At 41.5% G+C, this 17,761-nt stretch carries 15 protein-coding genes; 14 read left to right on the top strand and 1 reads right to left on the bottom strand.

What is annotated here, in order from left to right; translation table 11 throughout:
- Positions 1 to 223: 223 nt before the first annotated feature.
- The 10 genes from miaB to AYJ08_RS12805 all read left to right on the top strand — a co-directional run bounded on the left by miaB (position 224) and on the right by AYJ08_RS12805 (position 12,642).
- A complete protein-coding gene (miaB, locus tag AYJ08_RS12850) occupies positions 224 to 1,735 on the top strand; it encodes a tRNA (N6-isopentenyl adenosine(37)-C2)-methylthiotransferase MiaB (protein ID WP_064018056.1) in 1,512 nt (503 codons plus the stop codon).
- A gap of 6 nt (positions 1,736 to 1,741) precedes the next feature.
- The gene (locus AYJ08_RS12845) at positions 1,742 to 2,194 is read left to right on the top strand and encodes a YlbF/YmcA family competence regulator (RefSeq protein ID WP_031413810.1); all 453 of its coding nucleotides are present in this window, start codon (positions 1,742 to 1,744) and stop codon (positions 2,192 to 2,194) included.
- Between the two features lie 105 nt (positions 2,195 to 2,299).
- Positions 2,300 to 2,854 (top strand): outer spore coat protein CotE, encoded by a 555-nt coding sequence (gene cotE / locus AYJ08_RS12840; protein WP_031413812.1) that lies wholly within the window; start codon positions 2,300 to 2,302, stop codon positions 2,852 to 2,854.
- Positions 2,855 to 3,015: 161 nt separating this feature from the next.
- The gene (locus tag AYJ08_RS12835) at positions 3,016 to 4,323 is read left to right on the top strand and encodes a putative amidoligase domain-containing protein (RefSeq protein WP_064018055.1); all 1,308 of its coding nucleotides are present in this window, start codon (positions 3,016 to 3,018) and stop codon (positions 4,321 to 4,323) included.
- A gap of 49 nt (positions 4,324 to 4,372) precedes the next feature.
- On the top strand, positions 4,373 to 7,117 hold the full coding sequence (gene mutS / locus AYJ08_RS12830) for a DNA mismatch repair protein MutS (protein WP_064018054.1): 2,745 nt from the start codon (positions 4,373 to 4,375) through the stop codon (positions 7,115 to 7,117).
- Positions 7,118 to 7,146: 29 nt separating this feature from the next.
- Positions 7,147 to 9,405 carry a DNA mismatch repair endonuclease MutL gene (gene mutL, locus AYJ08_RS12825; RefSeq protein ID WP_064018053.1) on the top strand — a complete coding sequence of 753 codons (2,259 nt, stop codon included), beginning with the start codon at positions 7,147 to 7,149 and terminating at the stop codon, positions 9,403 to 9,405.
- 279 nt (positions 9,406 to 9,684) lie between these two features.
- Complete coding sequence (locus AYJ08_RS12820; RefSeq protein ID WP_064018052.1) at positions 9,685 to 10,476, top strand: class I SAM-dependent methyltransferase; 792 nt, start codon at positions 9,685 to 9,687, stop codon at positions 10,474 to 10,476.
- Positions 10,473 to 11,426: a tRNA (adenosine(37)-N6)-dimethylallyltransferase MiaA gene (gene miaA, locus AYJ08_RS12815; protein ID WP_064018051.1), complete on the top strand. Its 954-nt coding sequence runs from the start codon at positions 10,473 to 10,475 to the stop codon at positions 11,424 to 11,426. Before AYJ08_RS12820 ends, miaA begins: the two co-directional genes overlap by 4 nt.
- 29 nt (positions 11,427 to 11,455) lie before the next feature.
- On the top strand, positions 11,456 to 11,698 hold the full coding sequence (hfq, locus tag AYJ08_RS12810; RefSeq protein ID WP_003337168.1) for an RNA chaperone Hfq: 243 nt from the start codon (positions 11,456 to 11,458) through the stop codon (positions 11,696 to 11,698).
- 128 nt (positions 11,699 to 11,826) lie between these two features.
- A complete protein-coding gene (locus AYJ08_RS12805) occupies positions 11,827 to 12,642 on the top strand; it encodes a DeoR/GlpR family DNA-binding transcription regulator (RefSeq protein ID WP_231929102.1) in 816 nt (271 codons plus the stop codon).
- A 4-nt stretch (positions 12,643 to 12,646) separates the two neighbouring features.
- Here AYJ08_RS12805 and AYJ08_RS12800 read toward each other — a convergent pair whose 3' ends face one another.
- Positions 12,647 to 13,573 (bottom strand): GNAT family N-acetyltransferase, encoded by a 927-nt coding sequence (locus AYJ08_RS12800; protein WP_064018049.1) that lies wholly within the window; start codon positions 13,571 to 13,573, stop codon positions 12,647 to 12,649.
- Positions 13,574 to 13,950: 377 nt separating this feature from the next.
- Here AYJ08_RS12800 and AYJ08_RS24480 point away from each other — a divergent pair, with 377 nt between their 5' ends.
- From AYJ08_RS24480 to AYJ08_RS12780, 4 genes are all read left to right on the top strand, one after another.
- Positions 13,951 to 14,211, top strand: coding sequence for a hypothetical protein (locus tag AYJ08_RS24480; RefSeq protein WP_064018048.1), 261 nt, complete (start codon positions 13,951 to 13,953; stop codon positions 14,209 to 14,211).
- A 112-nt stretch (positions 14,212 to 14,323) separates the two neighbouring features.
- A complete protein-coding gene (locus AYJ08_RS12790) occupies positions 14,324 to 15,145 on the top strand; it encodes an AraC family transcriptional regulator (protein WP_064018047.1) in 822 nt (273 codons plus the stop codon).
- 357 nt (positions 15,146 to 15,502) lie between these two features.
- A complete protein-coding gene (locus tag AYJ08_RS25050; protein WP_483295073.1) occupies positions 15,503 to 16,204 on the top strand; it encodes a sigma factor in 702 nt (233 codons plus the stop codon).
- Between the two features lie 20 nt (positions 16,205 to 16,224).
- Positions 16,225 to 17,706, top strand: coding sequence for a YcdB/YcdC domain-containing protein (locus AYJ08_RS12780; RefSeq protein ID WP_231929104.1), 1,482 nt, complete (start codon positions 16,225 to 16,227; stop codon positions 17,704 to 17,706).
- The last annotated feature ends 55 nt before the right edge of the window (positions 17,707 to 17,761 follow it).

Raw genomic sequence — 17,761 nt, 5'->3', positions numbered from 1 at the left:
CACGTATCCATTTTTTACCCTCGCATTAGACTTGTTTTACAATTTTAAACAACACACTTTAAGAATAGTGGTAAGCGTTTTTGCTCTTTACTTGTACGACAAGGATAACCACCCTAACCCTATTCCCAGAGAACTTTTTTCCTTTTATTCTCAAAGTCCAAATATGCTATAATATCTGGATGATAGCAGAAAAAAACAGCATATTATGAGGTGAAAATAGAAAATGATCGATAAAAAAGAGGCGACAACGGACTTAAAATCCGGAAAGTCTAATAAGTCCACAGCAGATTATGCAAAATATTTTCAGGCACCAAGCTTAAAGGACGCTAAGAAACGTGGAAAAGAAGACATTACCGTGCATTACGATTTCACTATACCGGAAGAGATGAAACAAATCGGAAAAGGTCTTCACTATTTGATTCGTACGTATGGCTGTCAAATGAACGAGCATGATACGGAGACCATGGCTGGAATTTTTGAAGCAATGGGTTATACAGCGACAGAAGATACAATGGAAGCTGATGTAATTCTGTTTAATACCTGTGCGATCCGAGAAGGAGCAGAGGATAAGGTGTTTGGTGAGCTTGGTCACATGAAGCATCTGAAACGTAACAATCCTAATCTCATTCTCGGGTTATGTGGCTGTATGTCACAGGAAGAAAAGGTAGTCAATAAAGTATTACGCTCTTATTCAGAAGTAGATATGATTTTTGGAACGCATAATATACACCGTCTGCCAGTATTATTGCGAGATGCAATGTTTAGTAAAGAAATGGTGATTGAGGTATGGTCTAAAGAGGGCGATATCATCGAGAACATGCCGAAAACACGCACGGGTGATATCAAAGCGTGGGTCAATATTATGTATGGCTGTGATAAGTTCTGTACGTACTGTATCGTGCCTTACACACGTGGAAAAGAACGCAGTCGCCGCCCAGAGGATGTCATTGCTGAAGTGCGTGAATTGGCGCGTCAAGGCTTTAAAGAGATCATGGTACTGGGACAAAACGTAAACGCATACGGTAAAGACTTTGAAGATCGGAAATATGGACTTGGGGATTTGTTGGACGAACTTCGTAAGATTGATATTCCACGTATTCGCTTTACAACAAGTCATCCACGGGATTTTGATGACCACCTCATTGAAGTCTTAGCAAAAGGCGGAAATTTGGTAGAGCAAATTCATCTGCCTGCACAGTCTGGCAGCTCAGAAGTATTGAAAAAAATGGCACGTAAATATACACGCGAGCATTATATGGAGTTGGTTCGTAAAATTAAGGCTGCTATTCCTGATGTTTCGTTAACTACAGATATAATTGTAGGATTCCCAGGTGAAACTGAGGAACAATTCCAAGAAACACTGTCCTTGATGAAAGAAGTGGAATACGATTCAGCGTTTACGTTCATCTACTCTCCACGCGAGGGTACACCGGCTGCTTCTATGGTGGATAATGTCCCAGAAGAAGTGAAAAAGGATCGTTTACAACGATTGATGGCCGTGCAGAATGAGATTTCCTTGCGTAAAAATCAAGAGATGATTGGCAAAACCTATGAATTGTTGATTGAAGGAGAAAGTCGAAAAAATCCAGAGGTATTAGCTGGACGCACTCGAACTGGAAAATTAGTGCATGTAAAAGCTGATAAATCTTTAATTGGTACACTGGTACATGTTACAATTACAGAGGCAAAAACATTTACCACATATGGGGAATTAGTGACTAAAGTTGAGGTGTAATTGGAGATGGCAGAAACACCGGTTTACACAGATCAAGAAATTTTAGCGAAAGCGCGTGAATTAGCTAACATGATTTCTCGGACGAAGGAAGTAGATTTTTTCAAACGAGCAGAATCACAGGTGAAGCAAAACAAACGCGTTCAGGATTTGGTTTCCAGTCTGAAAGCAAAACAAAAGCAACTAGTCATGTATGAAAGCATGAACAATACGAAACTTGTAGAAAAAGTACAAGCGGAGTTCGATGCTCTTCAGGAAGAATTAGATGAGATTCCGCTAGTTACAGAATTCAAGCAATCTCAAACAGATGTAAACGATCTTTTGCAAATGGTGACCCATGTTATTACCAATACTGTGTCCGATAGAATTATTTTAGATACGGGTGGTAATCCTCTTACCGGTAAAACAGGTGGCCCTGAAGCCGGTCATCATGATGATGAAGGCTGTGGCTGTGGTCACTAAAGTATGAAAGATTAATTCTTGCCGCAACAGTTCTCTCGATCTTGCACTCTGAGCGAATCACCTGCATACAAATGTACAGAAACGATGTATGGAGGAGGTTACAATATGTCTGGTCCTGATAAAGATTTGCAGTGTCGAGAATTGATTGCCAAGGCTGTATGCGGTAGAGGACATAGATTCTCGCAAACGACACATACGATCACACCTACTCAGACACCGACTACTATCTTAGGATGCTGGATTATAAACAATAACTTTTCAGCAGAGAAAGTGTTAGAATCGGTCGTTATCAGTGGAACGTATGATGTCAATCTCTGGTATTCTTATGAGGATAATACTCAAACAGAAGTCAAAAAAGAAGAAGTACAGTATACTTTAGATGTTCCTCTTTCTTATTTTGACAAAAATTGCCGCGGTGATTTAGAAATCATTTGCCAGTGCATTGAACAACCAAAATGCGTCAGAGCAGAAATTTGCGGTAATGCAGTTAATGTAAGAGTTGAACAGGAGTATTCTGTGGAAGTTGTTGGAGAAACGAAGGTGTGTGTTGTAATTTGTCACAACTGTGAGGATAAAGACTCCTTCTCGCATGACTTTGATGACTCAACCGAAGAGTACGATCAATTCGACTCATCGAGTTTACTAGATGATTTAGATTAAGTGGTAGAAAAAGGCTGTCGGTCTGTCCGGCGGCCTTTTTTCGTCTATTTTTTATCAACGAAAAATATTATATTCTAATTAAAAATGGTACCATACTGGGCCATGCACCTTACTTTTTTATCATGCATAGCGTGTAGGAAGGAAGTAAGGGAGGTAAGCGTATGTCTAACATGGTAATGAGTAAAGTCGCCGCTTCTACGTTTGAGAAGTGGAATAGGGAGAGTGCCATAAAACATACGCATCATCGAGAGAAAATGTTGGCTATTCTGAAATTACACGGAATGCCAATTCAGACGTACGATGGAGTAATCCCTATGCAAACGTTTGAGGTTTATCTATTTCAGCACCAGGTTGCTGCCATTTATCGAATAGAAGAACGGAATGTTTGGATTTTACAAGCAGCACGAACAACTGGCAAAACGAAAAAAGAAGAGGTAAGTCAAAAGCTGGATGAGATTGAGAAAAATCGGATCATTACCTTGGCGATTCGTACCATTTACGCTCTTGGATTAGATTACGGGAAAGTGGTGGTTGGAGTTCATTCCCCAACAAGGATGCGGGTACTGGACTGTCAAGCCGAGCTACCAGCAGATGTTTCGCTACGAGAACGTTTACAGGTGTTTATGAAGCAACGTGAACAGCAAATTCTTTTAGATCAAGTAGCAGCTCCACAAGTAATGCTAGGAGCCGATCCGGAATTTGCTTTACGAGATCAGTCTGGAAATATGGCAATTGCTTCAGAATATTTACCGAAAAATGGTGTTATCGGATATGATGGAGTCCGATTAAAAACAGAACTTCTATCGCATCAGCATCCATTGGTTGAAGTTCGGCCAGAGCCATCAACTGAACCAGAAACTGTCTTTAAAAATATTTATAGAGCTCTCCATCTGGCTCAACGCCGGATTTCAGATGATTCGATTATTTGGTTGGCAGGGGGGATGCCCTTTGATGGTTATCCAATCGGCGGTCATGTTCATGTTAGCGGGACTTCTCTCCATTTTGATTTAGTGCGTAAATTAGATACGTATTTGGCATTACCTTTATGTTTACTAGAAGATCAAGGATGTATGAAAAGAAGACCGCGCTACGGTTTTTTAGGAGATGTACGTGCACAGGCGCATGGAGGATTTGAATACAGGACTCTTCCTAGTTGGCTGGTTTCGCCAAGAATCACCAAAGGAGTATTGGCTCTTACAAAAGTAATTGCAGAATCCCAATATCTTCTCAAGCAAGATGTCAGTACAGACATATCCATGCAGCTTGCCTACTATCGCGGGGAAAAAGAAAAACTTGCTTCATTGGTCAAGGACTTGTATTTGGAGCTAAATGATCTACCTTTATATCAAACGTATCGAAAATATATAACCCCCTTTTTTCATAGTATTTTTATGGATGGGGAGTGGCCTTGCAATCAGGATATGAAGCTTGCTTGGAAGTTACCTCCATTTCAACTCAACAACCACTAGGAACCATGCTATAATAGATGAATGATTATGGGTATTAGGAGTAGAAATAATGGCACAATACACCCCGATGATTCAACAATATTTAGAGATAAAGCGTCAATATACCGATGCTTTTTTGTTTTTCCGTTTAGGTGATTTTTATGAGCTATTTTTTGAAGATGCAATTTTAGCTTCACGCGAACTAGAGATTACGTTGACAGGTCGTGGTGGAGGAGCTGAAGAGCGCATTCCCATGTGTGGAGTTCCTCATCATGCAGCGGAGACCTACATCGCTGAATTGTTGAAAAAAGGATATAAAGTAGCGATTTGTGAGCAGGTAGAAGATCCGAAAGCATCAAAAGGTGTTGTAAAGCGTGAAGTAACGCGAATGATTACACCTGGAACCATGATTGAGGGAAAATGGTTACACGATAAAGAGAACAATTATCTAGTTGCTATTGCCGCTTTGTCAGGAAAAGCGGCGGTAGCAGCGTGTGATTTAAGTACTGGTGAAATGTATACCACCTCATTGTCAACCATGTATGCAGCAGTAGAGGAAGCGATGCAATATCGCCCGAGTGAGCTATTGCTATGTGATATCGCTGAGGATGAGCTTCGCGGAAAAGGATTACCACCCCATATGTCCATTACCTGCCTAGCTACCAATGCAATGTCGCAAACAGCCGTAGATGAGCTATATCCAGAGGAAGCTACACAGCTAGAGGATGCAGTCCGCCTAGCTATGAATGGACTTTTGCACTATGTAGGGACTACGCAAAAGAGAGCGTTAACACATATGCGTTCCCTACAGCATTACGTGGCAGATGAATTTCTGCAAATGGACCATTTCTCACGAAGAAATTTAGAACTGACCGAAACGATTCGGGACAAGTCCAAAAAGGGTTCTTTATTGTGGCTTCTGGATAAAACAGAGACGGCCATGGGAGGACGATTGTTACGTCGCTGGATTGAACGGCCCCTTTTGAATCCTGAGGAAATTGGTAATCGTTATGATACAGTAGAGGCATTTCGCCACGATTTATTATTGCGTTCTGACGTACGTGAGGGGCTGGATCGCGTATATGATTTGGAGCGTTTAGCGGGCCGGATTTCTTATGGAAATGCAAATGCCAAGGATTTGGTGCAGCTACGCCATTCTCTTGAAGCTATCCCGAGTGTAATCCATCTATTGGTTAACAGCGGAGAGCAAGCCCTGCAATCGATTGCTTCAGATATGGATGATTGTGGTGATATTGCCCGATTTTTGGCAGAAACTCTTGTAGAAGATCCTCCTGTAAGTGTACGTGAGGGTAATTTAATTCAGGACGGTTATGACGAATATCTAGACAAACTTAGATTAGCTAGTCGCCAAGGAAAGGGCTGGATCGCACAACTCGAAAAAAGCGAGCGGGAGCTAACAGGAATCCGCTCCTTGAAGGTAGGCTTCAATAAAGTCTTTGGTTACTATATTGAAGTTTCGAAGGCTAATCTCGCCCACATACCACCGGGACGTTATGAGCGTAAGCAAACCCTAACGAATGCGGAGCGTTATGTCACCCCAGAGTTAAAAGAGAAGGAAGCTTTGATTCTGGAGGCTGAAGAGAAACTAGTGGAATTAGAATATCAGTTGTTTACCCAAATTCGCTTGGAAGTAGCCAAGCATATCCCACGAATTCAAAATTTAGCAGAACGAATTGCCCGCATTGATGTGCTGCAGGCTTTTGCTACCGTGAGTGAAGAACGTGGCTTTATCCGTCCTACCTTGACCACAGATGGCGAGGTTTATGTAAAAGACGGTCGCCATGCTGTTGTGGAAGCTGTATTAAATCAAGAGAAGTATGTGGCAAATGACGTGACGATGAATCAAAAGGATCGTAATATTTTACTCATTACAGGCCCTAATATGGCGGGTAAGAGTACATATATGCGTCAAATGGCTTTAATTACGGTTATGGCTCAGATCGGCTGCTTTGTTCCTGCCAGTGAAGCTCGTATTAGCCTAGTGGATCAGATTTTTACTCGAATCGGAGCGGCCGATGATTTGGTGGGGGGATTCTCTACGTTTATGGTGGAGATGCTAGAAACTCGTAACGCGCTGGTAAAGGCAACCCCGCGTAGCTTGATATTACTGGACGAAATTGGGCGGGGAACGTCCACCTATGATGGTATGGCATTAGCTCAAGCTGTCATTGAATATATCCACGAGCATATCGGGGCAAAGACCTTATTCTCTACACATTATCATGAACTAACTGATCTTGAGGAGAAGATTCCAGGAGTGGTGAATGTTCATGCACGTTGTGAGGAACGTGACGGCAAACTCTTATTCCTGCATAAAATCGAAGAGGGACGAGCTGATAAAAGCTACGGTATTCATGTCGCAGAATTAGCAGAAATGCCGCTAGAGGTAATCAGTCGTGCACGTGAAATTTTACAGGGCTTAGAAGGCAAGGATCGAGAAGCGCCATTAGAGCAGCTTTCGCTTGATATGCTTTGGGGACAAGCCCCAGCTGCTTCCCAGCAGGTTTTATCAGGTCAAACGGAAACAACGACTCATCAGAGAAAGAATAGGGCTGACGATGCTTCTACACCAAAGGCAGAAACAAAAGGAAAAACGGATAAAACCGAAGCAGTAGTAGAAGTTACAGAGGTAGCCAAATCCCCAGCTACATCTAGCCAAAATGAACCTTTACCAAATCCAGCAGAGGCTGATGTCCTATCAGAATTACGTGATATCGATTTAAATCAAATGACGCCTCTACAGGCACTCATTCAGTTATCTGACTGGAATGCACGTTTACGCAAACATAAATAAGCTTGCTTCACACAGAAAGGAGGAGGAACATGGGGAAAATTCAAGTGCTTACGGAGCAGGTAAGCAATATGATTGCTGCTGGTGAAGTGGTGGAACGCCCAGCCTCCGTGGTGAAGGAGCTGGTGGAAAACGCCATTGATGCAGGCACCTCTCAAGTAGAGATTCACATTGAGGAGGGCGGATTACAGCTAATCCGCATTGTTGATAATGGCGTGGGAATGGATCGAGATGATTGCTTGCGAGCTTTTGAACGGCACGCTACGAGCAAGATTCGTTCGGCACGTGATTTATTTCATATTCGTTCTCTTGGTTTTCGCGGGGAAGCCTTGGCATCTATCGCCTCGGTATCTCGAATTGAATTGATGAGTGCTGAAGATAGCGGACAAGTAGGAACTAAGGTCGTTATCGACGGTGGAGACATGAAAAGCGTTGAGGATTTCGCCAGGGTAAAAGGAACGGAAATTGTTGTACGTGACTTATTTTTTAATACACCAGCTCGTTTAAAATATATGCGCTCCATTTCAACTGAAGTAGGACATGTATCAGATTATGTAAACCGTTTAGCGATTACCTATCCAAAAATTGCTTTTACATTGACTCATAATGGAAAAAATCTTCTCCAAACATCAGGCGATGGTAAACTGTTACATGTGATGGCGGCCATTTATGGGGTTCAGGTAGCAAAGCAATTATTGCCATTTGAAGGGGAGACGTTAGATTTTCGCTGGAGCGGACTTTTATCTAAGACAGAGGTAACGAGAGCGAATCGTACCTACATCTCTACGCTGGTAAATGGTCGTTATGTACGCAATTATCCATTATCACAAGCGATTATGCGAGGGTATCATACCTTTTTACCGATTGGGCGTTTTCCGATAGTCGCTATGCATATTGAAATGGACCCGATCTTGGTTGATGTAAATGTTCACCCTGCTAAATTAGAGGTACGTTTTAGTAAGGAACAAGAATTGTGTGCAGCGGTTGAACAATCAGTAAAAGAGGCACTGCGCGCAGGCTTACGAATTGTGCAGCCGATGCAAACGAACAGCAAGCCCAAAATTAAGCTGGAAAAACCGTATCAGCCCCAGTTTAATCTAGGTGAACATCATTCAAACGAGCAGCAACAGCAGATGAATCGATTACTGACCGCTTTTGACGTACCGATTAGAGAAAAACGGTCAGCCTACGTAGAACAATCAACAGATCCTGCATCTTCTGAATTGACGGCGAAAAAAGGATCTGGACAGCAAGGAAACCAGGAGTCGAAAGCAGAGGCTCACATACAGTCAGATCAGCAACGCGAGAGCAACTGGATGTACCCAGGTAACAGCAAACCCAGCTATCCTGTTCACAATTCCAGTCAGTCTGTCACAGAAGGCTCTCGTAGCCATTTTGCTCAAAATGAGTCTGGAAATACTATTGATGCTAACGCGCTTGAAAAGTCGTCAACTAAAGATGATATGACCGATTCGAGGAGGAGTATCGAAACAGAGGAAGACTTTTGGAGCGATGCTATCGAGGACGACAATAGCACAGGACACGAGGAAGCTTCTCACATGCTGAGTTCAAATGGAGAAGAACACCAAGAGCATATAGGTGAAATGAGTAGCGCAGCAGTTGAGGAAGATACCGAGAATACATCCATACAAAAAGCAAGCAACCATGATGATGCAGCGTACGTAGATGAGTCTGGAAATGCTGTCCCAGTCTTATACCCAGTAGGTCAGGTTCATGGTACTTACATCATTGCTCAGAATGACACCGGTATGTATTTAATCGATCAGCATGCTGCTCAGGAACGAATTTTTTACGAGTACTTCATGCAAAAACTGCAAGAGGAAAAGGTTTCAAGTCAGATGCTTTTATATCCGCATACAGTCGAATGTACAATGCAGGAGGAAGCGAAACTGTTGGAGCGACTTGAGTTGCTGCAATCCTTTGGGCTAGATATAGAATGGTTTGGCAACCGGACGTTTATTGTACGAGCTCATCCTCAGTGGTTCCCTCAGGGGAGTGAAGTGGAGGTCATTAACGAACTGATTCAGTTCGTACAGGAAGCGAGCGAAAATGAACGGGTTGACGTGAGTAAAATGCGGGAAAAGGCTGCGATTATGATGTCATGCAAAGCTTCTATAAAAGCGAATCGTTATTTGACCCACGCTGAGATGGAGGCACTTTTAAACAAACTTCGCCAAACTACGAGTCCATTCACTTGTCCGCATGGCAGACCCATCGCTATTCATTTTTCAACCTATGATTTAGAGAAAATGTTTAAACGAGTGATGTAGAGAGAATTTGATAAATCCATTGGCATGAGTATAGAGGAACATCTCGAACGTATGCTTACGAGACGACGGGATGTTCTTCTTTTATGGATAATGAAGCTGATTAGAGGAAAAGAGGCAACATCGTGAATAACCTTGATTTTAAACTGATTGCTACTTAAAATTCGTTGCTGTTGTCAGCTTTCTTTTGTTAGTATAATAGGATAGCAACCTAGGCAGACATACATAGAGATAGAAATCAAAATTGATCGGATTTAGTATGAGTAGGAAACGAGTGATGAAATGATTGTAACAACAGGAAATGAGCCAAAGGCGTCTGTTTTGGCTCATGCGCAGGAACTGGCTACTATCTTTTCCGCTCCACTAGTTTCACGTGGAGAGCTTTCGGTTGAAAAGCTCAGAGATAAATACCAGACGAATGATATTTTAATTGTAACTGCTAAGGGAGCTAGGTTGGAACGGAGGGGTCAACAGGCTTTCTTTTTTCATCCAAATACAGCGTCATTCCGTATAAAGAGGCTAGAACGCGGCGATAATGATACTATGCTTTCTGTTTGCCAAATTTCACCAGGTGATAAGGTGCTTGATGCTACGATGGGATTGGCGGCAGATGCGATCGTATTTGCCTATGCCACAGGTGAAACAGGGCAAGTGGTTGGAATTGAATCGGAGCCTATGATTGCGAGACTTGTCCGAGACGGTCTTACTCATTGGGATACGGGATCACCAGCTTTAATCGAAGCGATGCGGCGTGTACAGGTGGAACAGGCTGATCACCTTGACAAGCTTCAAGCATTGCCTGATAACTCGTTTGATGTAGTTTATTTTGATCCTATGTTCCAACAAGCTGTCTTCGAGTCACATGGTATTTCTACCTTGCGTCAATTGGCTAATGATAAGGTGTTGACGGAGGAAACGATTGCTCAAGCTCGCCGGGTAGCTACACGACGAGTCGTTTTAAAAGAGGGTACAACAGGTGCCTTGCACGAGCAATTAGGCTTTACACCTTATCGAAAACGTGAACATCAAGTGATTTATAGTTATATGGAAGCATTGGAGGGGAGTGAGAGATGAGGCAAAAAGAGAATTTAGTGGTAATTGCAGGCCCTACGGCAGTAGGCAAGACTGCTCTTAGCCTTCGATTAGCACAACAGTTTAATGGAGAGATCATCTCTGGTGATTCTATGCAGGTTTATCGTGGTATGGATATAGGTACGGCTAAAGCTACCGAGGAAGAGCGGTCCATGGTCCCCCATCATCTGATTGATATCATGAATCCAGATGAGGAATACTCTGTGGCTATCTTTCAGCAGCAGGCCCAACAGCTAATCGCCCAAATTAATCAGCGTAATCATCTGCCTATTATCGTGGGTGGAACGGGACTTTACATACAATCGGTTACTCATGCGTATCAATTCTCTGAGGCGGATCAGGACGAGGAATTGCGAGAGAGATTGCAACGATTTGCCGATGTGGAAGGAGTAGAAGCTCTTCACAGACGCCTACGCGAGCATGACCCTATTACAGCAGACCGCTTACATCCAAATGATGTCCGTCGGGTGATACGTGCAATAGAAATATACGAATTGACTGGAAAACGTATGTCTGATTTTCAAAATCAGGCGGCTTATTCGCCTTACAACTTGAAAATTATAGGCTTAACAATGGATCGGGCGAAGCTCTATGAAAGAGTAAATCAACGAGTCGATTTAATGATTGAGGCTGGATTGGTAGAAGAAGTCCGCAGGTTGCTAGATCAAGGGTATTCTGCTGATCTTGTAGCCATGCAGGGTTTGGGCTACAAGGAGCTCATTCCTTATCTATATGGAGAGATCACGTTAGATAAGGCAATAGCTGACATTAAGCAAAGAACAAGACATTTTGCTAAGCGTCAGTTAACTTGGTTTAAACGGATGCCTCAGTTGGAATGGTATGATATGACTGATTCCAATTCATATGAACAAGTGGTTGAAACAATTACCAATGCGTTGGAAGGAAAGTTCCATTCCACGCCGAATATATAACTTACAAGTCCTTTTAGGGGGTATTGTCCATGAAACAGACGATCAATATTCAAGATACGTTCTTAAACCATTTACGAAAAGAAAATATCGCAGTTACCATATATTTGGTAAACGGATTCCAATTGAGAGGCTATATCAAGGCGTTTGACAACTTCACAATCGTTATTGATACAGAAGGCAAGCAACAATTGGTCTATAAGCATGCGATCTCTACATTTACACCACAACGTCCGGTATCCTTGATGTCGGAAAGCCAATCACAACAAATGTAATTGCAGACAAGAAAATCAGGGTTTCTTCGGGAATCCTGATTTTTTTGCTCAAAAAAGCATAAACAAGAAGATTTTTGCAGGTAAATATTGACTTTTTTGCGGATAACGGAATAAAATGGAAGTATTACATGATGAAGGCAGGCGATGAGATGTTTGCTGAAGAGAGAAGAGGAAAGATTCTGGAGATACTCCATGAAGCACAGCGAGTGCTGGTGAAGGAGTTAGCGGAGCAATTTCATGTTTCTATTGATTCCATCAGGAGAGATTTATCCATTATGGAAGAACAGGGATTATTGAAAAAAACTCATGGAGGAGCTATCCCTGTATCAGCTGTGCGAAAGCCTGTTGTGCCATCAGCGGTACGTATTAAAGATGGACCTAGTCATATCACTGCTATATCCAAAACAGCCGTATCCTACATACAAGAGCACGATACAATATTTTTAAGTGGAACGAATCTTCATTTTCATATGATAAAATATTTACCTCAACATATGCCGATAACAGTGGTGACTAACTCGGTTAAAATCGCAGAACAGTTACGTGAATCTGAAAATACTGACGTTTATCTTATCGGAGGACAAGTTAAAAAAACAGGTATGATTTCCGATATTATTGCCAATGAAATGGTAAAACAATTTACAATTGATCTGTGTTTTATGACAGCAGAAGCCATTAGCTTGCAAGGTGTTAGTACTGCAACACCAGAGGAAGCTAGTTTTAGTCGCGCTGTTTTGGAGGTTTCTCGACGTCGCTTTATTTTAGCGTCTCATGAGAATATGGAACATGATGCCTTTTCTAAAATAGGTCCCCTCAACAGCTTTCATTTACTCATCACTGATGAGGGAACACCAAAAGAGTTACGAGATCAAATCGAGAAGCAAGGACTAGAGGTAACGGTAGCAAAAGGAAGCTATCCTGTTGCTGTTCCTGATTATTCGTAGAACTTTACATTTCCTGGTCACCTAACTCTCTATCCGAAAGACGAAATAGGCTCCCAAGCTGTGAAGTGGCCAGGATATAATAATCATTGGCAGTTACTTCTTTAAAACCACAACGGTTATACAGTGTGAGCGCGCTTTTGTTCTTCGTTTCCACCTCCAAGACGATGGAAGATGATTGTTTTTGAAGTAAGTCGTTCACCAATCTTGTCAAAATTTCTCTCCCATAACCTTTTCCTTGTTGAGCTGGCATGACTGCAAAGCCGTAAATAAAATCCATATTCTCAATTCTTTGATAATTGATTTTTCCTATAAATTCGCTGTTATGAAAGGCCATGATAAGATGCCGATCAGGTTCTTCAACTCCTGTTGAGGCATATCTTGTTGCATCCTCTTTCGTTGCTCCAAAGGCTTCCATATCAATTTGGACAAGCAGGGGAAGATCTTTTTTCGTTGCTTCTCTTAGTGAAAGAGAAGGTGTAATTAATACTGTAGGCGGTGCTTCTAATTCCATCCAGTATTCTGAGAAGGAATAAGTGCTACCGAGTGATTCTAAAAATGCTTTGCCAGAATCTGATTTTTCCTGAGACATAAATATTAGCTTGGGTAATTGACGACGTTTAATTTCAGGATAGGCTAGCCGAAGCAAAGACGAAAATATGCCATTACGTCTATACGCTGGATCTACCATCCCGCTGATTTCTACCTCTTTCGTATTAAAAATGTACAAGGCAAGATACCCAATGATTCGGTTATCTATAGCAAAGTAAAAGTCTTGAACTTGGTCAGTAGGTCTACAGTTAAGCATATCCAGATTTAATTTTATTTGAATGTTATCGTGAGTATTGCATATCTGTAGAAGCTCTTTTATTTGAATGAGCTCGGCTTCCGTGAGCCCTGCAGCGGCATAAGCACCGTTTGTTTGTCTAAGCACATTTATTCACTCCTTTCGAGGACTGCTAGCTACATCTAAATTTCTTGCGCTAACGTATCATAATTAAGTATAAAAAGAATACGGAAATTACGCACATTAAAAATTGCGCGTTATGTAGTATAAATTGCGATGCTTCATTTTACTGTTTATTTTTCATTGGTCCGGGGGTTAAATCAACATGATTTATACTCGTAGAACCAAACGCATTTGCTCCAGTTCTTTGATCAGTAATACTAAAAATGACCGTAGTTCCTCGGAGAACTTGGAATTCGACTACTGGATTACTTGATACACTTTGCCAACCGATTATTCCAGTTAACCAGATACGGCTTGTAGCCGTACTTCCTGTTACTGTGATAGTTTTTAATATGGTTTGAGTGGTACTTATTACTATAGCGGAACTGCCGCTGGTAGTAGGTGCGTTTTCGGAAACTTGGAAATTTAAAAAGCTTCCAGACGAACCGGTAGATCCGGTAGCCCCCGTGTTTCCTGTGGAACCGGTAGGTCCGGTGATTCCAGTGGACCCAGTATCTCCCGTAGCGCCGGTGACACCTGTAGCGCCAGTAATGCCGGTAGGTCCGGGGGCTACGCTTTTTTATTCTTCTGATTATGTTAGACTAATGTGTAAAAGTGTTTGACTTTCCCATTGATGATATCATATTCCTGCTTATATAAAGGCGCTTTGAAATCAGAAAATTGGGCACGTTAGAAATTGCGTATTAGCTCTTGTGATGGAGGAAATATGAACAAATGGACATGCTTCTAGAATGGAAAAACAGTGGTTTTCGATTGTTTACCTTACAACAGGGGGAAAACGATGAATTACATGATCATGGCGATTACCTGCAAGTCAGCATGCCGCTGGACAATGAGGTAGAGATTCAATGGAATCAACGATATCAAAGAGTGGCCGCTAAGCAAAGACTGTTAGTACAACCGGATGAACAACATCGTCATCTTGCTACATATGGCCCTGCTACTATTTTGCTAGTTGGCCTACAACGTGATTTTCTACAACAGGTATGGGAGCATGAACAGCCCGTAAGAGCAAGACATGCACTTGAATATACAAGCTTATCTACGAAGGTTGTCCCCTTATTTCAACAAACCGTACAACGTGCCTTTCAGCGATCGGTGTTTGAGCCGATGGATGAATTGCTTCAAACGGAACTGGAGTGGGAGATAGCTAGACTCTTTCTTACCCTTCATTCAAAAAACAATACATACACGGAGCTTGAGGTAACCACCTTGCATGAATATCCGGGAATCAAAAGAGCGATTGACTATATGCATGAAGCATTTAAACATCCCGTAACACTTGAAGAAATAGCAAGCATCGCTGGCAGTAGCAAATATCATTTTATTCATCAGTTTAAAAAGAATAAAAAAATGACACCCGGACAATACCTGCAACATTTACGAATAAAAGAGGCAGCCTATTTACTACGTTCAACGGATTGGGATATCACTCGAATTGCATATGAAGCAGGATTTGGTAGCCTCAGCTCGTTTCAACGTGTTTGGAAGCAACAATATGGTGTTTCAGCAAGCGAGTTTAGAAAAAATGGATAAGCCATGTATAGAAAGGTTCATTGTGGCTACAATATAATTATCGAGCTCGGTGGTCACAAATTAGAAACGCGCAACAGTCTTTATAGGAGGTTGATGTGCCGTGGACAATGAAATGATTACCCAGGTTGTGGTATCCGGTTCGCTTTGATGATCTAACTCTATATTGGAGGTAGATGAGTTAAAGAACAGTACCGCTAGTACCCCAAAATGACTGAGCTCGATGGGAACCGCTCTCTATGAGGGCGGTTTTTCGCGTTTGTTCTTTAGGGGAATTCCGATAAAATCATTGTCACAAAAATCGTTTAGCAGAATCTAATTTAATAGAAGAAAAAAGAATACATAAAGCAGGTGAATTCATTGGAAAAAGCGGAAATCGCTTTAACAATGTCTAAAGAGACTATCTTTGAGTCTCTCATGCATGAATATGGTCCAAAGATTTTAAATATGGTGTATCTCATGATAAAAGACCAAAAGATTGCAGAAGACATTACACAAGAAACCTTTATGAAGGCGTATATGAATTGGGATTTTTTTAGAGGGGAGTCAGAGCCTAAAACATGGTTGTATCGGATTGCTATCAATGAAACGAAAAAGTATGTCCGTTCCTGGTCATTTCGGACGATTTTTTCAAAGCTTACCCTGCAAAGTCAACAGCAGGCCCAAAATAAGGTAACGGATGATACGGAAAGCATATTTTTTAAGCAAAATCGAGCGGTTGAATTAAGAAAGGCTAGTGATGTCTCTGTCTCCAGATTATCGGCAAGTCATTATTTTACGTTATTACCAAGAATTAGAAATGGAAGAAATAGCATTTATTCTACAGATAAAAGAAGAGGCAGTACGGAAAAGGCTTTCGCGAGCCCGTCAACAAATCAAGCAAATGTTAGAAAGCAGGGAAGAGACATGGGTGTAGATTCATTCGATAAAAAATTAGCACAAGAGTTTAGGGCAACTAACTTAGATGTCCTTCCCTTCACTCCTCAGTTGGAAGCAAAAATTTGGGAAGGTATTCGTAAAAAAAAGCAGAAAACCGCCGACTATTTGCTTCCCTATCATTAGCGTGTGGCTTTACTTTGATTGTGCTAGGTTCACGATCACTGTGGCTCGAGGATATACAACTTAGCTCAAAACAACCGATTATTAAACTTGAAACAGAATTAAAAGGATTGTCTCTAGAAGCCCAAAAAACGATGCAGTCCCTTTATAAATTTGCCCCATATCTAAAAAATGGTAAAGTAATGGAGCTCAAAGATGATCGTGATAGTTATTTTGTTGATATGGAAGAAAAGAAAGCAGAAAAAGAAGAAGAAGAAGGATGGTCAGCAAGAATACGACTCGATCGGACTAACGGTAAGTTAGAAGAACTCGACGTATTGAATGCAGGAAGGGATAAGGGGAATAAAGCGATTGATTCACAAAGTGCCACAGTTATTTTACAGGAATTTCTAGGCGAAAAAAGTAAAGAGTATAAACAAACCAATCTATCTAAAAGCTCAGCTAACTTCATGCGATATGTTAACGGGATTCCAGTAAACGGGGATAATGTTTACATAAGTGTGAATGGAAAAGGGGAACTAGAAGGGTTTGGTGTACGGAGCGACGAATGGATAGATAAATCAGCCTTTCCACATCCGTCACAGGCAATACCTGTACATGAATTGGAAAATCAGTTACAAAAGCATATAAAATTAAGGTATATAGAACACTTTGATCCAAAAAATGACCGCCCAATACTAGAATATACACCAGGTATCCTGAACGCTTATAGTTTCGATGCGATTACGGGCAAAACGATCTATCATACTTACTACGATTATGATCAACCGACTCTAATTAAAATGAATCCACCAAATAAACCTGTGCTCGTACGCAACCAACAAGAAGCAGAGCTGCTCATTAAACAAGAGTATGGAATTAAGGGGCCGTTGAAAGTTTACTCCAATAATGGGGATGATCATAAACAACGGAAAGAAGAAAATGAGGCTGTTTACCAATTTGGAGAAAAGGGTGAATATACGGTTTTCACGGAATTAAGCTCGGGGCGCGTCCTGCAAATTGCCAAGGATACTCTTAAAGAGAAATGGAGAGTCTCTAAAGAGCAAGCTAGAGAGAAGGCCATTCGATTTCTGGAGAAATACCTTGATCCCTGGGACAAGGAAGTACAGCTCACATACAGTAACGAGAATGAATACACGCATATATTCCGTTTCTTTAAAAGCCATCAAGGCATTCCGGTTTTACAGACGGATAATTCCTATCTCAGTTATTCGGTTCATGTAGATTCAGCTACAGGAGAAGTCATTTTATTTATCAAAGATTCAATTGAAAAGCCTTTTGTATCTCCTTCTACTAAGCAAGTCAAACTCCCGGATCGATATGCCGTAATGTCACCAAAAGTGGGAGCTAGCCAGTGGCTACGCTATAATCCGGTTGAGCTGGTGTATGAATATGTGGATGGGGGCAAAAAGACTAAGTTAGTGTATCAAGTTAAGGAAAGTAAGATAGACAAAAACGTATTTATTGATGCGACTACAGGTAAAGCTGTATTTGTTGACAGATAAGAAGCATCCCGGATCACTGCAACAGGTGAGACGGGATTTTTTATAAATCAAGCTA

Source organism: Brevibacillus sp. SKDU10 (assembly GCF_001645205.1).
GTDB lineage: Bacteria > Bacillota > Bacilli > Brevibacillales > Brevibacillaceae > Brevibacillus_B > Brevibacillus_B halotolerans.
Note: the sequence above shows the minus strand (reverse complement) of the source record. Positions and strands in the feature narration are given on the sequence as shown.

Bases quoted from the DNA above. Each gene is read 5' to 3' on its own strand.
- AYJ08_RS12835 (WP_064018055.1), top strand. From the start codon at position 3,016: ATGTCTAACATGGTAATGAGTAAAGTCGCCGCTTCTACGTTTGAGAAG.
- AYJ08_RS12805 (WP_231929102.1), top strand. From the start codon at position 11,827: ATGATGAAGGCAGGCGATGAGATGTTTGCTGAAGAGAGAAGAGGAAAG.
- miaB (WP_064018056.1), top strand. From the start codon at position 224: ATGATCGATAAAAAAGAGGCGACAACGGACTTAAAATCCGGAAAGTCT.
- AYJ08_RS12790 (WP_064018047.1), top strand. From the start codon at position 14,324: ATGGACATGCTTCTAGAATGGAAAAACAGTGGTTTTCGATTGTTTACC.
- AYJ08_RS12820 (WP_064018052.1), top strand. From the start codon at position 9,685: ATGATTGTAACAACAGGAAATGAGCCAAAGGCGTCTGTTTTGGCTCAT.
- AYJ08_RS12845 (WP_031413810.1), top strand. From the start codon at position 1,742: ATGGCAGAAACACCGGTTTACACAGATCAAGAAATTTTAGCGAAAGCG.
- mutS (WP_064018054.1), top strand. From the start codon at position 4,373: ATGGCACAATACACCCCGATGATTCAACAATATTTAGAGATAAAGCGT.
- cotE (WP_031413812.1), top strand. From the start codon at position 2,300: ATGTCTGGTCCTGATAAAGATTTGCAGTGTCGAGAATTGATTGCCAAG.
- hfq (WP_003337168.1), top strand. From the start codon at position 11,456: ATGAAACAGACGATCAATATTCAAGATACGTTCTTAAACCATTTACGA.
- mutL (WP_064018053.1), top strand. From the start codon at position 7,147: ATGGGGAAAATTCAAGTGCTTACGGAGCAGGTAAGCAATATGATTGCT.
- miaA (WP_064018051.1), top strand. From the start codon at position 10,473: ATGAGGCAAAAAGAGAATTTAGTGGTAATTGCAGGCCCTACGGCAGTA.